Source organism: Cobetia sp. PDI-12MA, from assembly GCF_059507695.1.
The window spans coordinates 61950-79584 of the sequence record NZ_CM183351.1 but is presented as its reverse complement, the minus strand read 5'-3'; the positions used below and the strand labels follow the sequence as shown (position 1 = coordinate 79584).

Annotated in this window: 16 protein-coding genes and 1 pseudogene; 6 read left to right on the top strand and 11 right to left on the bottom strand. The window is 62.2% G+C overall.

The window, feature by feature from the left end:
* Positions 1 to 32 precede the first annotated feature (32 nt).
* Positions 33 to 878, bottom strand: a pseudogene (locus AC5WNI_RS00355) (YifB family Mg chelatase-like AAA ATPase); the annotation flags it as partial.
* Positions 879 to 2016: 1138 nt separating this feature from the next.
* On the opposite strand from AC5WNI_RS00355, the gene AC5WNI_RS00350 reads away from it, so the two are divergent.
* Positions 2017 to 2295: a CBU_0592 family membrane protein gene (locus AC5WNI_RS00350; RefSeq protein WP_217485823.1), complete on the top strand. Its 279-nt coding sequence runs from the start codon at positions 2017 to 2019 to the stop codon at positions 2293 to 2295.
* 92 nt (positions 2296 to 2387) lie between these two features.
* On the opposite strand, the gene AC5WNI_RS00345 is transcribed toward AC5WNI_RS00350, so the two are convergent.
* Positions 2388 to 2762, bottom strand: a complete 375-nt coding sequence (locus AC5WNI_RS00345) for an accessory factor UbiK family protein (protein ID WP_175088973.1) — start codon at positions 2760 to 2762, stop codon at positions 2388 to 2390.
* 437 nt (positions 2763 to 3199) lie between these two features.
* On the opposite strand from AC5WNI_RS00345, the gene AC5WNI_RS00340 reads away from it, so the two are divergent.
* The 3 genes from AC5WNI_RS00340 to glnK all read left to right on the top strand — a co-directional run bounded on the left by AC5WNI_RS00340 (position 3200) and on the right by glnK (position 5305).
* Positions 3200 to 3538: a P-II family nitrogen regulator gene (locus tag AC5WNI_RS00340; RefSeq protein WP_175088972.1), complete on the top strand. Its 339-nt coding sequence runs from the start codon at positions 3200 to 3202 to the stop codon at positions 3536 to 3538.
* Between the two features lie 31 nt (positions 3539 to 3569).
* Positions 3570 to 4817, top strand: a complete 1248-nt coding sequence (locus AC5WNI_RS00335) for an ammonium transporter (protein ID WP_175088971.1) — start codon at positions 3570 to 3572, stop codon at positions 4815 to 4817.
* A 149-nt stretch (positions 4818 to 4966) separates the two neighbouring features.
* The gene (gene glnK, locus AC5WNI_RS00330; RefSeq protein ID WP_024951507.1) at positions 4967 to 5305 is read left to right on the top strand and encodes a P-II family nitrogen regulator; all 339 of its coding nucleotides are present in this window, start codon (positions 4967 to 4969) and stop codon (positions 5303 to 5305) included.
* 126 nt (positions 5306 to 5431) lie between these two features.
* Here the strand turns inward: glnK and AC5WNI_RS00325 are convergent, their stop codons facing one another.
* A complete protein-coding gene (locus AC5WNI_RS00325; RefSeq protein ID WP_043331585.1) occupies positions 5432 to 6208 on the bottom strand; it encodes a ferredoxin--NADP reductase in 777 nt (258 codons plus the stop codon).
* 286 nt (positions 6209 to 6494) lie between these two features.
* Between AC5WNI_RS00325 and AC5WNI_RS00320 the strand changes: the two genes are divergently transcribed.
* On the top strand, positions 6495 to 7442 hold the full coding sequence (locus AC5WNI_RS00320; protein ID WP_175088970.1) for a LysR family transcriptional regulator: 948 nt from the start codon (positions 6495 to 6497) through the stop codon (positions 7440 to 7442).
* A 162-nt stretch (positions 7443 to 7604) separates the two neighbouring features.
* Here the strand turns inward: AC5WNI_RS00320 and AC5WNI_RS00315 are convergent, their stop codons facing one another.
* The gene (locus AC5WNI_RS00315) at positions 7605 to 8033 is read right to left on the bottom strand and encodes a host attachment protein (protein WP_285460665.1); all 429 of its coding nucleotides are present in this window, start codon (positions 8031 to 8033) and stop codon (positions 7605 to 7607) included.
* A gap of 255 nt (positions 8034 to 8288) precedes the next feature.
* Complete coding sequence (locus AC5WNI_RS00310) at positions 8289 to 10232, bottom strand: methyl-accepting chemotaxis protein (RefSeq protein WP_254627026.1); 1944 nt, start codon at positions 10230 to 10232, stop codon at positions 8289 to 8291.
* A gap of 334 nt (positions 10233 to 10566) precedes the next feature.
* Here AC5WNI_RS00310 and AC5WNI_RS00305 point away from each other — a divergent pair, with 334 nt between their 5' ends.
* Positions 10567 to 11115, top strand: a complete 549-nt coding sequence (locus AC5WNI_RS00305) for a hypothetical protein (RefSeq protein WP_175088968.1) — start codon at positions 10567 to 10569, stop codon at positions 11113 to 11115.
* A gap of 144 nt (positions 11116 to 11259) precedes the next feature.
* Here the strand turns inward: AC5WNI_RS00305 and AC5WNI_RS00300 are convergent, their stop codons facing one another.
* The 6 genes from AC5WNI_RS00300 to AC5WNI_RS00275 all read right to left on the bottom strand — a co-directional run bounded on the left by AC5WNI_RS00300 (position 11260) and on the right by AC5WNI_RS00275 (position 17634).
* Positions 11260 to 11988 carry an amino acid ABC transporter ATP-binding protein gene (locus AC5WNI_RS00300; RefSeq protein WP_043331784.1) on the bottom strand — a complete coding sequence of 243 codons (729 nt, stop codon included), beginning with the start codon at positions 11986 to 11988 and terminating at the stop codon, positions 11260 to 11262.
* Between the two features lie 78 nt (positions 11989 to 12066).
* Entirely contained in the window at positions 12067 to 13191 is a 1125-nt protein-coding gene (locus AC5WNI_RS00295; RefSeq protein ID WP_175088967.1) for an amino acid ABC transporter permease, read from the bottom strand.
* Between the two features lie 10 nt (positions 13192 to 13201).
* Positions 13202 to 14392, bottom strand: a complete 1191-nt coding sequence (locus AC5WNI_RS00290; protein WP_495928566.1) for an amino acid ABC transporter permease — start codon at positions 14390 to 14392, stop codon at positions 13202 to 13204.
* Between the two features lie 256 nt (positions 14393 to 14648).
* Positions 14649 to 15674, bottom strand: coding sequence for an amino acid ABC transporter substrate-binding protein (locus AC5WNI_RS00285; protein ID WP_166019078.1), 1026 nt, complete (start codon positions 15672 to 15674; stop codon positions 14649 to 14651).
* A 430-nt stretch (positions 15675 to 16104) separates the two neighbouring features.
* Positions 16105 to 16968, bottom strand: coding sequence for a polyamine aminopropyltransferase (gene speE, locus AC5WNI_RS00280; RefSeq protein ID WP_175088965.1), 864 nt, complete (start codon positions 16966 to 16968; stop codon positions 16105 to 16107).
* 279 nt (positions 16969 to 17247) lie between these two features.
* Complete coding sequence (locus tag AC5WNI_RS00275) at positions 17248 to 17634, bottom strand: VanZ family protein (protein ID WP_175088964.1); 387 nt, start codon at positions 17632 to 17634, stop codon at positions 17248 to 17250.
* Position 17635: the final 1 nt, after the last annotated feature.

Genomic DNA, 17635 nt, shown 5'->3' with positions numbered 1-17635 from the left:
TTGTTTAGTCGCAACAATTGTTGGAAATGACAGCCACCGCCCACCAGCGCGACCCCACTGGCCGTGTGGTGCGGAGCACGAAAAGGCCGCTGACCCCAGCGCTCCATGATCGGCAGGCCACATACCGAGCGCACCGCCGCGACTTCCAGTGCCTCCCCTTCGCCCAGTGGCGGCAAGATGCCGGACAGGCGACTGGCCAGCATCGTCTTGCCGGTGCCCGGCGGACCAGCGAATAGCAGGTTGTGGCCGCCCGCCGCGGCGATCTCCAGTGCCCTGCGTGCCTGATGCTGGCCACGCACCTCGCTCAGGTCGGGCTCTGGCAGGCGCGCCTGGGGAATGATCGAGCACACATGCGCTGTGAGGCGCTCGCGCCCCAGCAGGTGGGCCACCAGCTCCAGCAGGTGGCCCACCGCCAGGACTTCCAACTCCTCGGCGAGTGCCGCCTCGTCGGCATTGCCGCGCGGCACCACCAGCGTCCGCCCCGCCTTGCGACAGCAGAGTGCGGCTGGCAGCACGCCAGTCACGGCGCGGATGCTGCCATCGAGCGCCAGCTCACCCAGGCACTCCATCGCAGCTACGGCTTCTTCCGGTATCTGCCCTGAGGCAACCAGAATCCCCAGCGCAATGGGCAGATCGAAGCGTCCGCCTTCCTTGGGGAGGTCCGCTGGCGCCAGATTGAGGGTGATACGGCGCGCCGGAAACTCGAAGCCGGCATTGAGCAGCGCACTGCGCACCCGCTCACGACTCTCCTTCACCGCCGCTTCCGGCAAGCCGACGATGGACAGCCCCGGCAAGCCGTTGGAAAGGTGTACCTCCACCTGAACTTCCGGCGCTTCGAGACCAAGTGACGCGCGCGTGCGCAACATTGCCAATGACATGAGTCTTCCCTGCGTGATGCCGCCTCTCAGTTGCACGGCGCAATCGGAGCAGGCCCTGGCCTGCCATGAGCACGAAGGCACACACCGCTGCCAACCCTCCCAGCATGGCAAACCTCATACCCCCCCAGACGGCGAGCGCCTCAACGCTCGGGCGCTCGACAATTGCCGCAAGGCTTCGCATCCCCCCACGACACTGCCATGCATCACCTGAAAATGTGTGTTCAGATGACGATTCTCGCGCATATAACGTAAACCTCTTTACGCCCCAGGATACCGAAATTACTGGATGCGTAACTAATAGACAGGCTGTGGACAAGATTACATAATCATCGCGTGTGGACATTTTTTGAGCGCTCAAAACTTCATCAGTCAACACGCTGATACCATCGATGATCAAACGTGCCAACGTCAGACCAGGCAATCCACAGCCTTCACATCTCCAGTCAACAGAAATTAAACTCAATAAGCACAGACAGGTTCTTGGACACTCGACTCAGTCGAGTGATGAAAGCCATGTCAGAGATCAGGTTGAATCAGAGAAGGCGCATGCGCTGCGCTCGAGGAATTTGCACGAGTATCGGGTTGTTGATGCCTAGGGATTGGCGCCTGAGGACCTGGCACTGGGTGACGACTTGTTGCTGCCTGGTAGTTGAGAGCATCTGGCGCCCTGCGGCTGCGGCTGCGACTGCGGCTGCGGCTGCGACTGCGACTGCGACTGCCATTTCAGCTTCACGCGTCGCAACGCACCCGGGTGCTGACGATGCGGGTCGCTCGCCAGCATTGCCGACAAGCGCTCACGGCGGATTAAAAGTAGCGGTTTCGCCAGCACTTTCCACGCAAAAGCGCCTGTTTTGGCGCATTTCAGCGCCACCAGGCGCCACACGGGAATGGCGAGAGGCCGACTTGATACCTGCCTGCACCAAGAAAGTGCTCATACAGGGGCCATGGCGCCCTCGAGAGAACCACAAGAGTGCCGCCGGACGGGGACTGCTGTATATTTGATCGGTTGTCCCGGCCTTGCCGGGATGACCGCCAAGCTGTCTCACGGAACGCCGCCGATGCGCGGCAGAGAATCGTCCAACCCACGGAAAGGGCCAGCCATTCAGGACGACTTCGGCTTGTTTCAGGAGCACTACCCATGCAAGACATGCTTGCCCCGCTGGCATCCCTGGCGGATGTGATCGGCATGCTAGGCACCACTCTGGTCGTCGGCGCCTTCTTCCTGCTGCAGCTCGGCAGACTCGATGCCCGCAGCCTGACCTACAACCTGATGAATCTGAGCGGGGCGATCCTGCTGTTGATCAGCCTGTGCATCAATTTCAACCTCGCCAGCTTCGTGATCGAGATCTTCTGGATCATCGCCTCAGTGGTAGGTCTGGTGCGCTGGATGCTGGGCACTCGTCCCCAGACTGCCTGAGGCTTCCCCCGGAATCAGCGGCGCCCATGACGCAAAAAACCGCCACGCCCCGAAAGGGCGTGGCGGTTTTGGTTCAGCCGTCACCTGACGAGTCAGGCGTCGCGCTGGCGCTCGATCTCCGCGGCGTGGCTGGCGGCTTCACGCTTCGCCACCGCGGCTTCCCCCTCGTCATCCACTGGCATGGCGGGCTCGGCAGCCGGTGCATTGCCCGCTACCAGCCCTTGCTTTTCCAGCAGTGCCTCAAGAGCGATGACCTGCTTTTCCAGCGACTCGACGCGGCTGCGCGTACGCGTCAGCACATCCATCATGATGTCGAAGTCTTCACGCGAGACCAGTTCCATGCGGTCGAAGGCACCGCGCATCACCCCTTGCACGGACTTCTGCAGCTCTTCCGGGCCATGCGAGGCATCCTGCAGGCGCTCACCGATCTGCTGGGCCATACGCCCGATGACGTCATTCTTGAACATGCTGCACCTCAGCCGTTGCGGGCCGGCAGCCGCGTCGTGCGGACTGCCGGTCAGAAAATGATGACACCCCTGTACATGGGGCCGTCGTGTCCTGCTGCAAGGATACGCAACCCTGGAGTCGGGTGCATGCCCCGCATCGTCCTGCACCAGACAATCCTCATCGGCAGGCACACACCTGCACCACATTAGCACTTGCCCCCACACCCAAAGGCGCAGAAGCAGCACCATTACGGTGCATGCCAGGTGACCTCCGGATTCAGCCATCTTTGCACAGGCCGAAAGACGGTCAGCCATCTGGCGATAACCAGATGAGTTACAAGGATTTTCAGCCTCATGGCACATCTCGTGCGATGCACTTGTCAGGAACAGGCCGCCAGCTCATCTGACTGGCCATGCTTAACAAGAATGATCATTCCGGTAGCGAACGGGGGCAGCACATGAAACTGATCACCGCCATCATCAAACCCTTCAAGTTGGACGACGTACGAGAAGCACTGGCCGACAACGGCGTGCAGGGGATTACCGTCACCGAAGTGAAGGGCTTCGGACGTCAGAAGGGGCACACCGAGCTGTATCGCGGTGCCGAGTACGTCGTCGACTTCCTTCCCAAGGTCAAGATTGAAGTGGCTATCGATGACAGCAGTGTGGAATCGGTACTGGACGCCATCACCCAGGCGGCCAACAGCGGCAAGATCGGCGACGGCAAGCTGTTCGTCACTCCGCTGGACGATGTCATCCGTATCCGCACCGGTGAACGCGGCGCCGACGCTGTCTGAGCCCCGCGCACAATAACAAGGAGAACCCCGCATGAACGAGATCATCGAGGTCAAGTACGCACTTGATACCTTCTACTTCCTGGTCTGTGGCGCCCTGGTGCTATGGATGGCAGCCGGCTTTGCCATGCTCGAGGCCGGTCTGGTCCGCGCCAAGAACACCACCGAGATCCTGACCAAGAACGTGGCGCTGTTCGCCATCGCCTGCACCATGTACATGGTCGTCGGTTACCACATCATGTACTCGAGCGCCGAAGGCGGCTTCCTGCCGAGCCTGGGCTTCCTGATCGGTGCCGAGAATACCGCTGAGGAAGCGCTCGCTTCCGGTGGCGACATCTACTACAGCGCTCGTTCCGACTTCTTCTTCCAGGTGGTGTTCGTGGCAACCGCCATGTCCATCGTCTCCGGTGCGGTCGCCGAGCGCATGAAGCTGTGGGCCTTCCTGGCCTTCGCCGTGGTCATGACTGGCGTCATCTACCCGGTGCAGGGTTACTGGACCTGGGGTGGCGGCTTCCTGAGCGCAGCGGGCTTCAGCGACTTCGCCGGCTCCGGCATCGTGCACATGGCCGGCGCTTCCGCCGCTCTGGCAGGTGTGCTGCTGCTGGGCGCTCGCAAGGGCAAGTACGGCAAGAACGGTGAGATCAATGCCATCCCGGGCGCCAACCTGCCGCTGGCCACGCTGGGTACCTTCATCCTGTGGCTGGGATGGTTGGGCTTCAACGGCGGCTCCGAGCTGGTGCTGTCCAACATCGATGAAGCCAACGCGGTCGCTCAGGTCTTCGTCAACACCAATGCCGCTGCCTGTGGTGGTGTCATCGCCGCGCTGATCCTCGCCCGTCTGTGGTTCCGCAAGGCTGACCTGACCATGGCCCTCAACGGCGCGCTGGCTGGCCTGGTCGCCATCACTGCGGGTCCGCTGGCACCGAGCGTCGGTGCTGCCACCCTGATCGGCGCCGTCGGCGGTCTGCTGGTCGTGTTCTCCATCGTCGGTCTCGACAAGCTGAAGATCGATGATCCGGTCGGTGCCATCTCCGTGCACGGTGTGGTCGGTCTCTGGGGTCTGCTGGCCGTGCCGCTGACCAATGACGATGCCACCTTCTCCGCACAGCTGCTGGGCGCCGCCTCCATCTTCGCCTGGGTGTTCATCGCAAGCCTCGTGGTGTGGCTGATCATCAAGGCCATCATGGGGATCCGCGTCAGCGAGGAAGAAGAGTACGAAGGTGTGGATCTGGCCGAATGTGGCATGGAGGCCTACCCGGAATTCACCTCCAGCCGCAAGTAAGCCTGGACGTGACAGCATCTGCAGCCTCAAGACTCCCGCCACCTGGCGGGAGTCTTTTTTCCTGACTGGATAAGCGGTGTATGCTTGAGTTAGAGACCGGCGTGACGAGCAGGCCTCGTTACCCGCACCATCACCCAAGGAGAGACACGATGAAACTGGTCACTGCCATCATCAAGCCATTCAAGCTCGACGACGTGCGCGAATCCCTGTCGGAGATTGGCGTGCAGGGTATCACCGTGACCGAGGTCAAGGGATTCGGCCGCCAGAAGGGCCACACCGAGCTGTATCGGGGTGCCGAGTACGTGGTCGACTTCCTTCCCAAGGTGAAGCTGGAAGTCGCGGTGGATGACGCCATGATCGATTCCGTGATCGAGGCGATCACCAATGTCGCCAACACCGGCAAGATCGGCGACGGCAAGATCTTCGTCTCACCACTGGAGCAGGTCATTCGCATCCGTACCGGCGAGACCGGCAAGGACGCCGTCTGAGCCTCTGGCGCAAGCCCCTGGCTGACGTGCTGCCCCGACCGCTGACATGAGCACACAAAAAACCGCAGGCCATCGGCCTGCGGTTTTTTGTTTCAGCACTTGCCGTTCATGCGTGATGCTCGCGGATCACTTCTCGACGAAGGCGCGCTCGATCACATAGTCACCCGGCACGCCCATCTTCGGCGAGATGGCGAAGCCACGCGCATCCAGCATGGCGCTGATGTCGTCGAGCATCGCCGGGCTGCCGCAGATCATGGCGCGGTCGCGCTTCGGATCCAGCGGCGGCAGGCCGATGTCCTCGAACAGCTTGCCGTTCTCGACCAGGTCCGTGATGCGGCCCTGGTTGCGGAACTCCTCGCGCGTCACGGTCGGGTAGTAGATCAGCTTCTCGGCGATCTCTTCGCCCAGATACTCGTGCTTGGGCAGCTCTTCCGCGATCATGTCGGCATAGGCCAGCTCGGAGACATGGCGCACACCGTGCATCAGGATGATCTTGTCATAGCGCTCATAGGTTTCCGGGTCCTGGATGACACTCAAGAACGGCGCCAGGCCGGTGCCTGTGGAGAACAGGTAAAGATTCTCGCCCGGCAGCAGATCGTCCAGTACCAGCGTGCCTGTCGGCTTGCGAGAGACCATGATCTGATCGCCCGGCTGCAGGTGCTGCAGGCGTGAGGTCAGCGGGCCGTCCTGCACCTTGATGGAGAAGAACTCGAGGTGCTCCTCGTAGTTCGGGCTGGCGATCGAGTAGGCGCGCATCAGCGGCTTGCCTTCGACTTCCAGGCCGATCATCACGAACTGGCCGTTCTTGAAGCGCAGGCTGTCTTCACGCTGAGTGCGGAAACTGAACAGCGAATCGTTCCAGTGATGGACGTCGATGACTTCGGTTGTGGTCAGACTGCTCACCTGATGGCCTCCCGGGGCGTGACCCCTCGAATTCAATATTCTATCTTGGCATAAACAAATAACAGCTTATGACCCAATGAACTATGCAGCGATTGTAGTCACTGCAGGGTTATGCGTTAAATGGTTTATCTGGATATAGGTTATCTAGTTTACCAATATTGGTTGCGAATGAATCGCATTTCAACCTCGATCGTGCAGGATCCGTCCGCTCTGACGGCGAATCCTGCGTTGCGTTCACTTTCGCCTCCTCACCTCTGCCCCTTCACTGCATGCCCCGGGAGGTCGAATGCGCTACAGTCTTCGCCAGCTGGCCGTCTTCGTGGCGGTGGCGCGGCATGACAATGTCTCTCTGGCCGCCGACAGTCTGGCCATGTCGCAATCAGCGGCCAGCACGGCACTGGCCGAGCTGGAACGTCAGTTCGATTGCCGGCTGTTCGATCGCCATGGCAAGCGCCTGCGACTCAATGGCCTGGGGCGTGAGCTGCTGCCCAAGGCGATCGCACTGCTGGACCAGGCCGAGGAGCTGGAGCAGCTGCTTGGTCAGCAGGACGCCACCGGCTCGCTGGAAATCGGCGCGACGCTGACCATCGGCAACTACCTGGCGCCTCAGATCATCGGTGACTTTCTGCACCATCATCCCGCCAGCCGTGTCGAGCTGCACGTGCACAACACCCATCAGCTGATCGACAAGCTGGTGCACTTCGAACTGGACATCGGGCTGGTGGAAGGCGAGGTGGAGCATCCGCTGCTGGAGGCGACCCACTGGGTCAGTGATCGGCTGAGCATCTTCTGTGCGCCGTCACACCCGCTGGCACAGGGTGAGGTAACGCTTGAGCGTCTGCTGGCGGCACGCTGGATCATGCGCGAGCGTGGCTCCGGCACACGCGGCACCTTCGAGCAGGCATTGCGCCCGCACCTGGAAGGGCCTTCGACCAGCGTTTCCCAGCGCCTCGACATCATGCTGGAGCTGGAACACACCGAAGCCATCAAGCGCGCCGTGGAAGCGGGGCTCGGCATCGGCTGCATCTCGCGCCTCGCGCTGAGAGATGCGTTTCGGCGCGGCAGCCTCGTCGAGCTGCCCACTCCATGGCTGGAGCTGACCCGCGCCTATCGCTTCGTCCACCATCGTGATCGCTTCATCACCCAGGCGATGCGCGAATTCGTCGCCGGTTGCCGCAACCTGAGCGGCAGCGCCTCACGCAGTGACGAGATCATCCTGCCGCAGGTACCGTGATTCGCACATGCACGGCCTTCAGCAACCGAGCCTGATGGCACAGAGCATCAAGGCACCATCCCTCTTGTCACGGGAATCACAATAATAGTGACCACTTACACACAGACGCCGCCAACGTTACCGCTGGCGGCGTCCTGGTCTCTGGATGACGGGGGGGTGTGATCAGTGAGTCAGGCCGGTGAAACGTGCCTTGATCTCATCAGCGCTCTCGTGGGAGAGGTCCTTGTCGACGGTTTCCGTCACCAGCTTGGCGACCGGCTTGTCGAGCTTGTCGCGCAGCGCCCCCAGGAACTTGGGCGCAGCGGCGATGATCAATTCATCGAACTTGCCGTCATTGGCCGTCTGCTTGAGGTATTGCGCGACTTCCTTGGCGAAGAAGTCCTGATGCTTGTCAGAGGTCGCGCCATCATCGCCAGTCTGATGCAGGCTGCCGTGACCGCCGCTGGATTCACCCTTGCCACCGGTTCTCAGGTCACCGGTATGCTGGCGGCTTTCAGGATGTACGAGGCTTTCCACTTCGGTGACCTTGCCAGCGGCACGGGCAAAGATACGTGCACGGGCGGCGTCGGCAGCAACGATGTAAGTAACCATTTACACACTCCCTGTCTCTCGTAAGGCGTCGTTGATGAGGAATGACGATCATCGCTTCGCTTTCAATTGACTACATGCTGGCACCCTTGCGCACATTCAACCCTTGCCGCTCATTTCCCGCTCACCACCCCGCCAGCCCGACGCCGGAAGATCGACAGGAAAGCAGATAATCAAAAACGCCAGGGCCGCCCCGAAGGGCGGCCCTGGCGTCTGATGCCTGTCACTGGCGACTGACTGGCTTGCGTGCTGCTGGTCTTACCAAGCTTGCCAATCCAGCTCCTCCGATGCAACGGGTCTGGCAGCGCGGGGGCTGGAGTCCTGTGCGGAGAGAGTGCCAGCGCTGCGTGTCGCCATTGCGGGCGGCTGCGCAGGGCCATCCAGACGGAAGCGTCCCACCATCTCGGCCAGACGCGCCGACTGCTCGGAAAGCGCATCCGCTGCCGCGGCGGATTCCTCGACCAGCGCCGCATTCTGCTGTGTCACCTGGTCCAGCTCGGCTACGGCGCTGGAGACCTGTCCGACACCGTGATTCTGCTCCTGGGTGGCATGGCTGATCTCGCCGATCACCTCACTGACGCGCATGACGCTGGCGACGATTTCGTTCATGGTGCTGCCGGCCACCCTGACCTGTTCGGCACCATTGCGCGTGCGCTCGTTGGCGGAGCTGATCAACGTGGCGATTTCCCGCGAGGCCTCGGAAGAGCGCTGGGCGAGGGTACGCACCTCACCGGCCACCACCGCGAAGCCACGCCCCTGCTCGCCGGCACGGGCCGCCTCGACGGAGGCATTCAATGCCAGCAGGTTGGTCTGGAAGGCGATGGAGTCCATGACACTGACGATCTCGGTGATCTTGCGCGAATCATCATCGATGCCCTGCATGGTGGTGACGACCTCTCCAATCACCTCACCGCCGCGACGCGCGACCTCACTGGCCGACTTGGCCAGCCCGTCAGCTTCATGTGCGGAGTCCGCGGACTGGGCGACGGTGCCGGAAATCTGCTCCATCGAGGCCGAGGTTTCCTGCAGATTGGCCGCCGCCTGCTCGGTGCGTGACGACAGATCCTGGCTGCCCTGGCTGATCTCGGCGGCGGCGGTCTGCACCGCACCGCTGGCGAGGCGAATCTCGCTGAGCACGCCATTGAGGGTCGAGACGAAGCGGTTGAAGGCATTACCGATCTCGGCGACTTCATCACGCCCGCTGACCTGAATGCGCCGCGTGAGATCGCCCTCCCCCGCGGCGATATCCACCAGCGCATCACGCACCAGCGCCAGGCCGCGCAGACTGCGACTGGCGATCCACGACATCACGGCAGCGGCTCCCAGCAACACCAGCAGCGTCATGGCCAGCGTGGTCCACAGCTGGGCATAAAGCGGTGCATTCGAGTCGGCCACATCCAGGGCCAGCGCCAGACGCCAACCGGCATCACCCAGCCCTGTCGAATCAAGCTCGGCACTGAACATGCGGTACTCACGCTGCTGGATATCGACCACCAGTGCCGACTGGCCAGCGGCCACCAGGCGACTGCTGCTGGTCAGGGTCTCGGGCGTCAGGGCCGATGCGAGTGCACTCATCGGCTTGAGCACCAGGGCATCATCCGGGTGGGCGATCAGCGTGCCGGTATCGTCGATCAGGAAGGCGAAACTGTTGGGCGTCGGCGAGAGTTCGGCGACCGTTCGAGTGATGAACGCCAGCGGCAGATCACCACTGACCACGGCGACCAGCCGTGAGCCACGATAGACCGGCGCCGCCACACTGATTTCCAGTTCGCCACTGGTAGCTCCGACATAGGGCGCCGTGATGACGGGCTTGCCGGCCGCCACCGCCGCCTGGTACCAGCCGCGTTGGCGCGGGTCATAACCTGCCCGCCCCGGGCGCCCATCGAAGTAACGGAAACGACCATCCGGGAAGCCGACATAGGTCTTGCTGAAGTCGCCCTGCTTCATCGCCTGGGTCAAGGCGGCATCGGGGAAGTTCTCGAGGCTACTGGCCGCGATTCCGCTCACCGCATTGATATGTACGCTGAACCACTGGCTCAACTGGGCGGCGTTCGATCTCAGCAACTGTTGCTGGTAGTCGCTCTCATCGGCATGCGTATTGCGGAACGTGGTCCAGGCATTCAGGCTGCTGACGACCACCAGCGCCACCAGCACTATCGCCACACAGGCTAACGTGATGCGCGCACGTAACGAGGCAAACATCGCCACTCCTTGGTTCGAATCCATCGGGAAGGGGGCCGGGGGCCGCCAGCGCAGAGCGCGTCGGTCTGCCCTCGGTGGCAAGGCATGCGGGCATGCGGTGTACCGCCGTCATCATCGGCACGTGCCGCCCTCTGTATCGGCATGCCCGGCCTTTCCTTTACCCCGCCAGCCACATGCAACGCTCCTCCATCGTTGCCGGAACCGACACTGGCGTCGCGACTCCCGGACATGACGTCGATAGCGAAGTGCGTGCTAACATCCGCCCAACGCGGGGTACCGCCTGCCCGTCTGCCACCGCTCCCCTCATCCTGTGGTCTTTTTCGGAGAAGTTTCGATGCGCAATCTACTCCTGATGCGCCGCCCGCTGCCCCGGCGCGTGCTGGTCACCGCTCACCTGATGCTGCAGCTGGGATTGCTGGCGGCTGCCTGCGGCTGGACGCTGCAGCACTTGACGCCCATCGGGCCTGACAATTCGCTGGTCGCGCAGTGGCCGGTACTGGCGCAGGGTGCCGGCGGCTTCCTGCTCGCCTTCGTGATGACGCGCCTGCTGTTCGAGTTGCTGATGGCGCCGCATCACCTGCTGAGCATTCGCGGGGCCAATCACACCCTGGATGCCGCGGCGCTGGTGACGCGCTCCATCTCGCGCCGCCCGGCGGTGCACGACAATGACGACAGCTGGGTCGGCAAGCCGCGCAGCGTCACCTGGCCGCGCGAAGGCGAAGAAGCCCCCGCTGCCACAGCGGCGACGGCGACATCTGCCAATGCTCCTGCCGCTGCATCGCCCAAGGCCGCGGCCAAGCCGCAGGAGCCAAGTCTGGGTAGCGATGAAGAGCTGCCAGACACCCGCAGCAGCAAAGTACGCCGCACCGAGCCCAGCCTCTAGGCAAGCCTCTTTATTCAGAGGAACGAATTGATAGTGATCACCCACTAACTACTTTGCGACTCACACACGAAAACGCCCCGCGTGATGGAAATCACGCGGGGCGTTGTCTTTTGACGGCTTACAGCATCCGATCAGTCCGTGGCCTCAATGCCCCAGAATCTGGCTGAGGAACAGCTGAGTCCGCTCGGACTGCGGGTTGTTGAAGAACGGCTCCGGCGCGTTCTCTTCGATGATCTGGCCCTGATCCATGAAGATGACGCGATCGGCGACGGTCTTGGCGAAGCCCATCTCGTGGGTCACGCACAGCATGGTCATGCCCTCATTGGCCAGTTCGACCATGACATCCAGCACTTCCTTGATCATCTCCGGGTCCAGCGCCGACGTCGGCTCATCGAACAGCATCACCTCCGGGCTCAGGCACAGCGAGCGCGCGATCGCCACACGCTGCTGCTGGCCGCCGGACAGCTGACCGGGGAACTTGTGGGCCTGATCGGCGATGCGCACGCGCTCCAGGTACTTCATGGCTTCCGCTTCCGCCTCGCGGCGCGGCCGCTTCTGCACCCAGATAGGCGCCAGACAGCAGTTCTCGAGCACCGTCAGATGCGGGAACAGGTTGAAGTGCTGGAATACCATGCCGACGTTGCGACGGATCGCCTCGATCTGCTTGATGTCCTGGGTCAGCGGCATGCCGTTGACCACGATATCGCCTTCCTGATGCTCCTCGAGATGATTGATGCAGCGGATCATCGTCGACTTGCCGGACCCCGAAGGGCCACAGATGACGATACGTTCGCCCTTGCGCACGCTCAGGTTGATGTCGCGCAGCACGTGGAAGTCGCCGTACCACTTGTTGAGGCCCTTGAGCTCGATCATCGGGCGCTCATCGGCGCCGGTGTTGCCCTGCGAGGCGGATGTTGTCGTTGTCATGATGAAGATTCCTTGGCGCCGTGATCAGCGCTTCTTGTGACCGGTATGCAGCAGGCGCTCGAGATACTGGCTGTAGCGCGACATGCTGAAGCAGAAGACCCAGAAGACCAGCGCCACGAAGGCATAGCCCTCGATGGAGTAGCCCAGCCATTTGGGGTCGGCGAGACCGGCCTGCACGATGGCGAGCAGATCGAAGAGCCCGATGATCAGTACCAGCGAGGTGTCCTTGAACAGGGCGATGAAGGTATTCACGATGCCGGGAATCATCAGCTTGAGCGCCTGGGGCAGCACGATCAGCCCCATGTTGCGCCAGTAGCCCAGTCCCAGCGCCATGCCAGCCTCGGTCTGCCCCTTCGGGATCGCCTGCAGGCCACCACGCACCACTTCCGCCATGTAGGCACTCTGGAACAGGGTGATGCCGATCAGCGCACGCACCAGCTTGTCGAGATTGACCTCACCGGGCACGAACAGCGGCAGCATCACCGAGGCCATGAACAGCACCGTGATGAGCGGCACACCGCGCCAGAACTCGATGAACACCACACAGATGCTCTTCACGATCGGCATTTCGGAGCGACGCCCCAGCGCCAGCAGGATCCCCAGTGGCAGTGCCGCTACGATACCCACCACCGCCAGCACCAGCGTCAGCATCAGACCGCCCCACTCGTGGGTGCCGACGATCTCGAGGCCGAAGCTGCCGCCATGCAGCAGGAAGTAGGCAATGAAGGGGAACACCGCCAGGCTGACGATGGCGACCCAGCCCTTGGCCGGCAGCTTCGGAATCGCCAGCCAGGCGATCAGAGCCGCAAAGACGGCGAAGACGATATCGACCCGCCAGGTTTCCTCACTCGGGTAGAAGCCGTAGATGAACTGATCGAGACGCGCACTGATGAACACCCAGCAGGCGCCCTCCCCCGTGCAGTCCTCTCGTGAGGTACCGCTCCAGCTGGCATCGATCAGCGCCCATTGCAGGCTGGGCACCACCAGCAGGTAGACCAGATACAGCGCGAACAGCGTGAACAATGTATTGATCGGTCCGGCGAACAGATTGGCTCGCAGCCAGGCCACCGCGCCGATGCTGTCGCTCGGCGCCGGACGGGAATCGATCATCTTCTCGGTGACCCGTGACAGGGTCTTTTCAATCGACATGGGCAGACCCTCAGCGCTCGACCAACGCCATGCGGGCGTTGAACCAGTTCATGAACATGGTGACCAGCAGACTGATGGTCAGATAGACCAGCATCGTCATGGCGATCACCTCGATGGCCTGACCGGTCTGGTTGAGCGTGGTACCCGCGAAGACCGAGACCAGATCGGGGTAGCCGATGGCCGTGGCCAGCGACGAGTTCTTGATCAGGTTCAGGTACTGGCTGGTCAGCGGCGGGATGATGACGCGCAGCGCCTGCGGCACCACCACCAGACGCAGTGTCATGCCACCGGACAGCGACAACGCCCGTGAGGCTTCGGTCTGGCCGTGCGGTACCGCTTCGATGCCGGAACGCACGATCTCGGCGATGAAGGCTGCGGTATAGACCGACAGCGCGACCCACAGGGCGAGGAACTCGGGAACGACCGTGATGCCGCCACGGAAGTTGAACCCCTTGAGTTCCGGCAGCTCCCAGCTCAGCGGCATGCCCATCGCGAAGTAGGCCAGCAGCGGCGCCACGATGATCAGACCGAGCGAGATCCAGCCCGCCGGCAGGCGCTGACCGGTACGTGCCTGCCGCTGTCGGTTCCAGTAGCTGAAGATGCCGCTGGCGACGATGGCCAGCACGAACACGGCGATCACCACCGAGAAACCGCTGGAGGTGATGGGGGCCGGCACGAACAGACCACGCACGTTGAGGAAGAATGCCTCGCCCAGCGACAGCGAGCCACGCGGACTCGGCAGGGTTCTCAAAACGGCGAAATACCAGAAGAAGATCTGCAGCAGCAGCGGGATGTTGCGGAAGACTTCGATATAGACCGCCGCCAGTCGCGAGATCAGCCAGTTGGGGGACAGACGCGCGACCCCCATGATGAAGCCGATCACGGTCGCGGCAATGACACCCAGTGCGGATATCAACAAGGTATTGAGCAGGCCGACGATGAAGGTATCGCCATAGGTGGATTGCTCGGAATAGTCGATCAGGCTCTGCAGGATGCCAAAGCCTGCGGTGTTGTCCAGAAAGGCAAAGCCGGTGGTGATGCCACGGCTTTCGAGGTTGGTCAGGGTATTGCTGACGATGATCGCCAACACACCGAACACGCCTGCCAGCATCAATAGCTGGAAGATCAGTGCCCGCTTGGCCGGGTCACGCCAGAATGGCGGCTTGACCGTGGCCGGCGGGCGAGAAGCAGGTTGTGTCATACAGGCAATCTCCGCCGGAAAGCTATGCGACTTCCGCCTGCCGTCCTATCGAACGGCAGGTCAGTTATCTCTCGGCACTCGATGAATGGGTCACGAGGAACAGGCTGGGCCTCACAGGCCAGGCCTCATCAACTGGGGGCCCACATGACGCTGGCCAGAGGAAGTGGAGCAAGACGCTCACTTCCCCTGGCCAGCGTCCTTGCTCAGCCTGTCATGAGGGGCAAGGCCCACCCGCAGTACAGGGCGAGCCCGCGCATCAGCGAACCGGCGGGGCGTACTGGACGCCGCCATCGGTCCACAGTGCGTTCAAGCCACGCTCGATACCCAGTGCGGAGCCGGTACCCACATTGCGCTCGAACATCTGGCCGTAGTTACCGACCTGCTTGATGACCTGGTAGGCCCAGTCAGCCGGCAGCCCCATGGCTTCGCCGTAGTTGCCATCGGCACCGACCAGACGCGCGACGTTCGGGTTGGTATCTGCCTTCTTCTCTTCGATGTTGTCGGAGGTCAGCCCCATCTCCTCGGCATTGATCTGCGCGAACAGGGTCCATTTGACGATGTTGAACCACTGGTCATCGCCCTGACGGACGACGGGGCCCAGCGGTTCCTTGGAGATGACTTCCGGCAGCACCATCGCGGACGCCGGATCGGAGAGCTTGATACGCAGCGCGTAGAGCTGGGACTGGTCGGAGGTCAGAACATCACAACGGCCAGCCTCAAAGCCCTTGACGGTCTGATCGGAGGTATCGAAGACGACCGGTTCGAAGGACATGTCGTTGAGGCGGAAGTAGTCCGCCAGGTTCAGCTCGGTGGTGGTACCGGACTGGATGCAGACTGCCGCGCCGTCCAGTTCCTTGGCACTGGAGACGCCCAGGTCCTTGCTGACCATGAAGCCCTGACCGTCGTAATAGTTCACGCCAGCGAAGTTGAGGCCCAGTGAGGTGTCACGGGTCGCCGTCCAGGTGGTGTTGCGGGACAGGACATCAATCTCGCCGGACTGCAGCGCGGTGAAACGCTCCTTGGCCGTCAGCGGTACATAGCGCACCTTGCTGGCATCGCCCAGCACGGCTGCCGCGACGCCGCGGCAGACGTCGACATCGAGGCCCTGCCAGTTACCGGCGTCATCCGGTGCCGAGAAGCCCGGCAAGCCGGTGCTGACGCCACACTGGACAAAGCCCTTTTCCTTGACGCTATCCAGGGTCGCGGCACTGGCGCCTGTCGCCATGGAGGCGGCCAGGACAGCGGCGCTAGCGATCAGCAGTGGCTTCTTGTTGTTATGCATCGTGATTCCCTCGCGAAAGTCTGGAGTCCGCTCGATCAGCCTCGAGTCAGAAGTGGTGCAATGCATTGCATGGCACCTATCGACAATAGCAAGCCGCGTTCCAATTTCCGCCTGTCGCGTGATCCGCTGCGTTCAACGCTGAAAAAAGCATTGAAGCCCAGTGATATAGGCCAAATCCTCGGGGTGGGGCGGCGGATCATTCCGCACGAATGGCGCTCAGTTAGGCTCATGGTGGGACCAGTTCGCCTCATATCGGTGCAAAATAAAAACGGCCGTTTCATTGCGAAACGGCCGTTGGCGGTGCAGCGATGTAGCGCGAGTGTCAGATTGCGACCAATGTCTCGGTCTGTCTGACTCAACGCTTGTTCATCCCATCAGTCACGTTTTCGTGCCTGATGGGGCTTGCTTGCCACCGCAAGGTGCATGCGGATCACTTCTCCAGCAGGCGCTGCATGAAGGGCGGTAGCACCAGGGCGGCGCGATGGGCTTCGACGGTATAGAAGTCACGCGCGAAGGTGGCGGCAGCGGCGTCTTCCTCGCGGAAGGACTTCACATCACAGCCCTTGCCCGCCAGGGTGCAGCTCCACCAGCCGGACGGATACACCGGCTGCGGGAACGGCAGGGTCGCGACGCTATCAAAGCCCGCTTCGCCCATGTCGTTGCGCAGGTCCTTGATGATGGAATCGGTGTGATAGAGCGGAGACTCGCTCTGCTGCACCATCAGGCCGCCCTGCTTGAGGATACGATGGCAACGCTTGAGGAAGTCGGTCTTGAACAGACCTTCCGCCGGGCCGACCGGATCGGTGGAATCGACGATCAGCACATCGATGCTCTCGTCCGGGCAGTTGTCGACCCACTTGACGCCATCCTCGAACAGCAGCTCGGCGCGCGGGTCGTCATTGGACTCGACCAGCGCCGGGAAGAATTGCTCGGAGGCACGCGTGACCGCCGGATCGATATCGATCTGGGTGACCTTCTCCACGCCCGGGTGCTTGAGCACCTCACGCAGGGTCCCGCAATCGCCACCGCCGATGATGACGACACGCTTGGGGTCTGCATGAGCGAACAGCGCCGGATGCGACATCATCTCGTGATAGAGGAAGTTGTCACGGTCAGTCAGCATCACGCAGCCGTCCAGCACCATCAGATTGCCGTAGGTCTCGGTGGCATAGACTTCGAGATGCTGATAAGGAGTCTGCTCGTCATGCAGCTTGTGGCTGACCTTGAGCGAGAAGGCGCTGCCGTGGCGATCGAAGATTTCGGTAAACCAGGAGCCATCGAGACGTTCGGTCATGGGGGACCCTCGCATTGGATATCACAGACGGGATATCAAGGTATGGATAGAGACGGCACGATGGCCATCGGAAATTGCGCCAACCAGCACTGCGCCAGCATCAAGCCGGCAGTTCACGGCCCGCATGACGATCACGTGTCGTGATGCGTTACATGCCGGGCAAGCGCCAACATGGCGCAGGCGCTGCACCATAGCCAAAGACGGGCGGAGTGGAAAGTGTTGATGCATGACAATTTCAGTCAGGCCGCGTATCGGTGACACGCGGCCCGGGGGAGAGGCTCAGCGAGAGGCCGGGCCGAGGCGGGCCAGATGGAGAATCAGCCTGACGCCCTGAAACACTCCCAGCCCGATGAGGATGCCGGCGAGGTCCGCCAGCGCATCCAGTACTTCAGCGCCGCGATAGGGGATCGCCAGCTGCAGACATTCGATGGCGACGCCCAGCAGCAGCAGGACCGGCAGGATGATCAAGCTGGTCAAGCCCGCCAGCCGCGTAGTCAGCGCCAGCAACGCGAAGGCAGAGAAATGCTGCAGCTTGTCCCAGGGGAAGGTCTGCTCCGGATGCGGCACGCCCGGGGAGAGCGTGCCGAACAGGATCAGCAACAGACACAGCAGCGCCACGAGGGCCCAACCGCGGCGCGGGATGAGACGCTGCTCGACCGGCGTCACG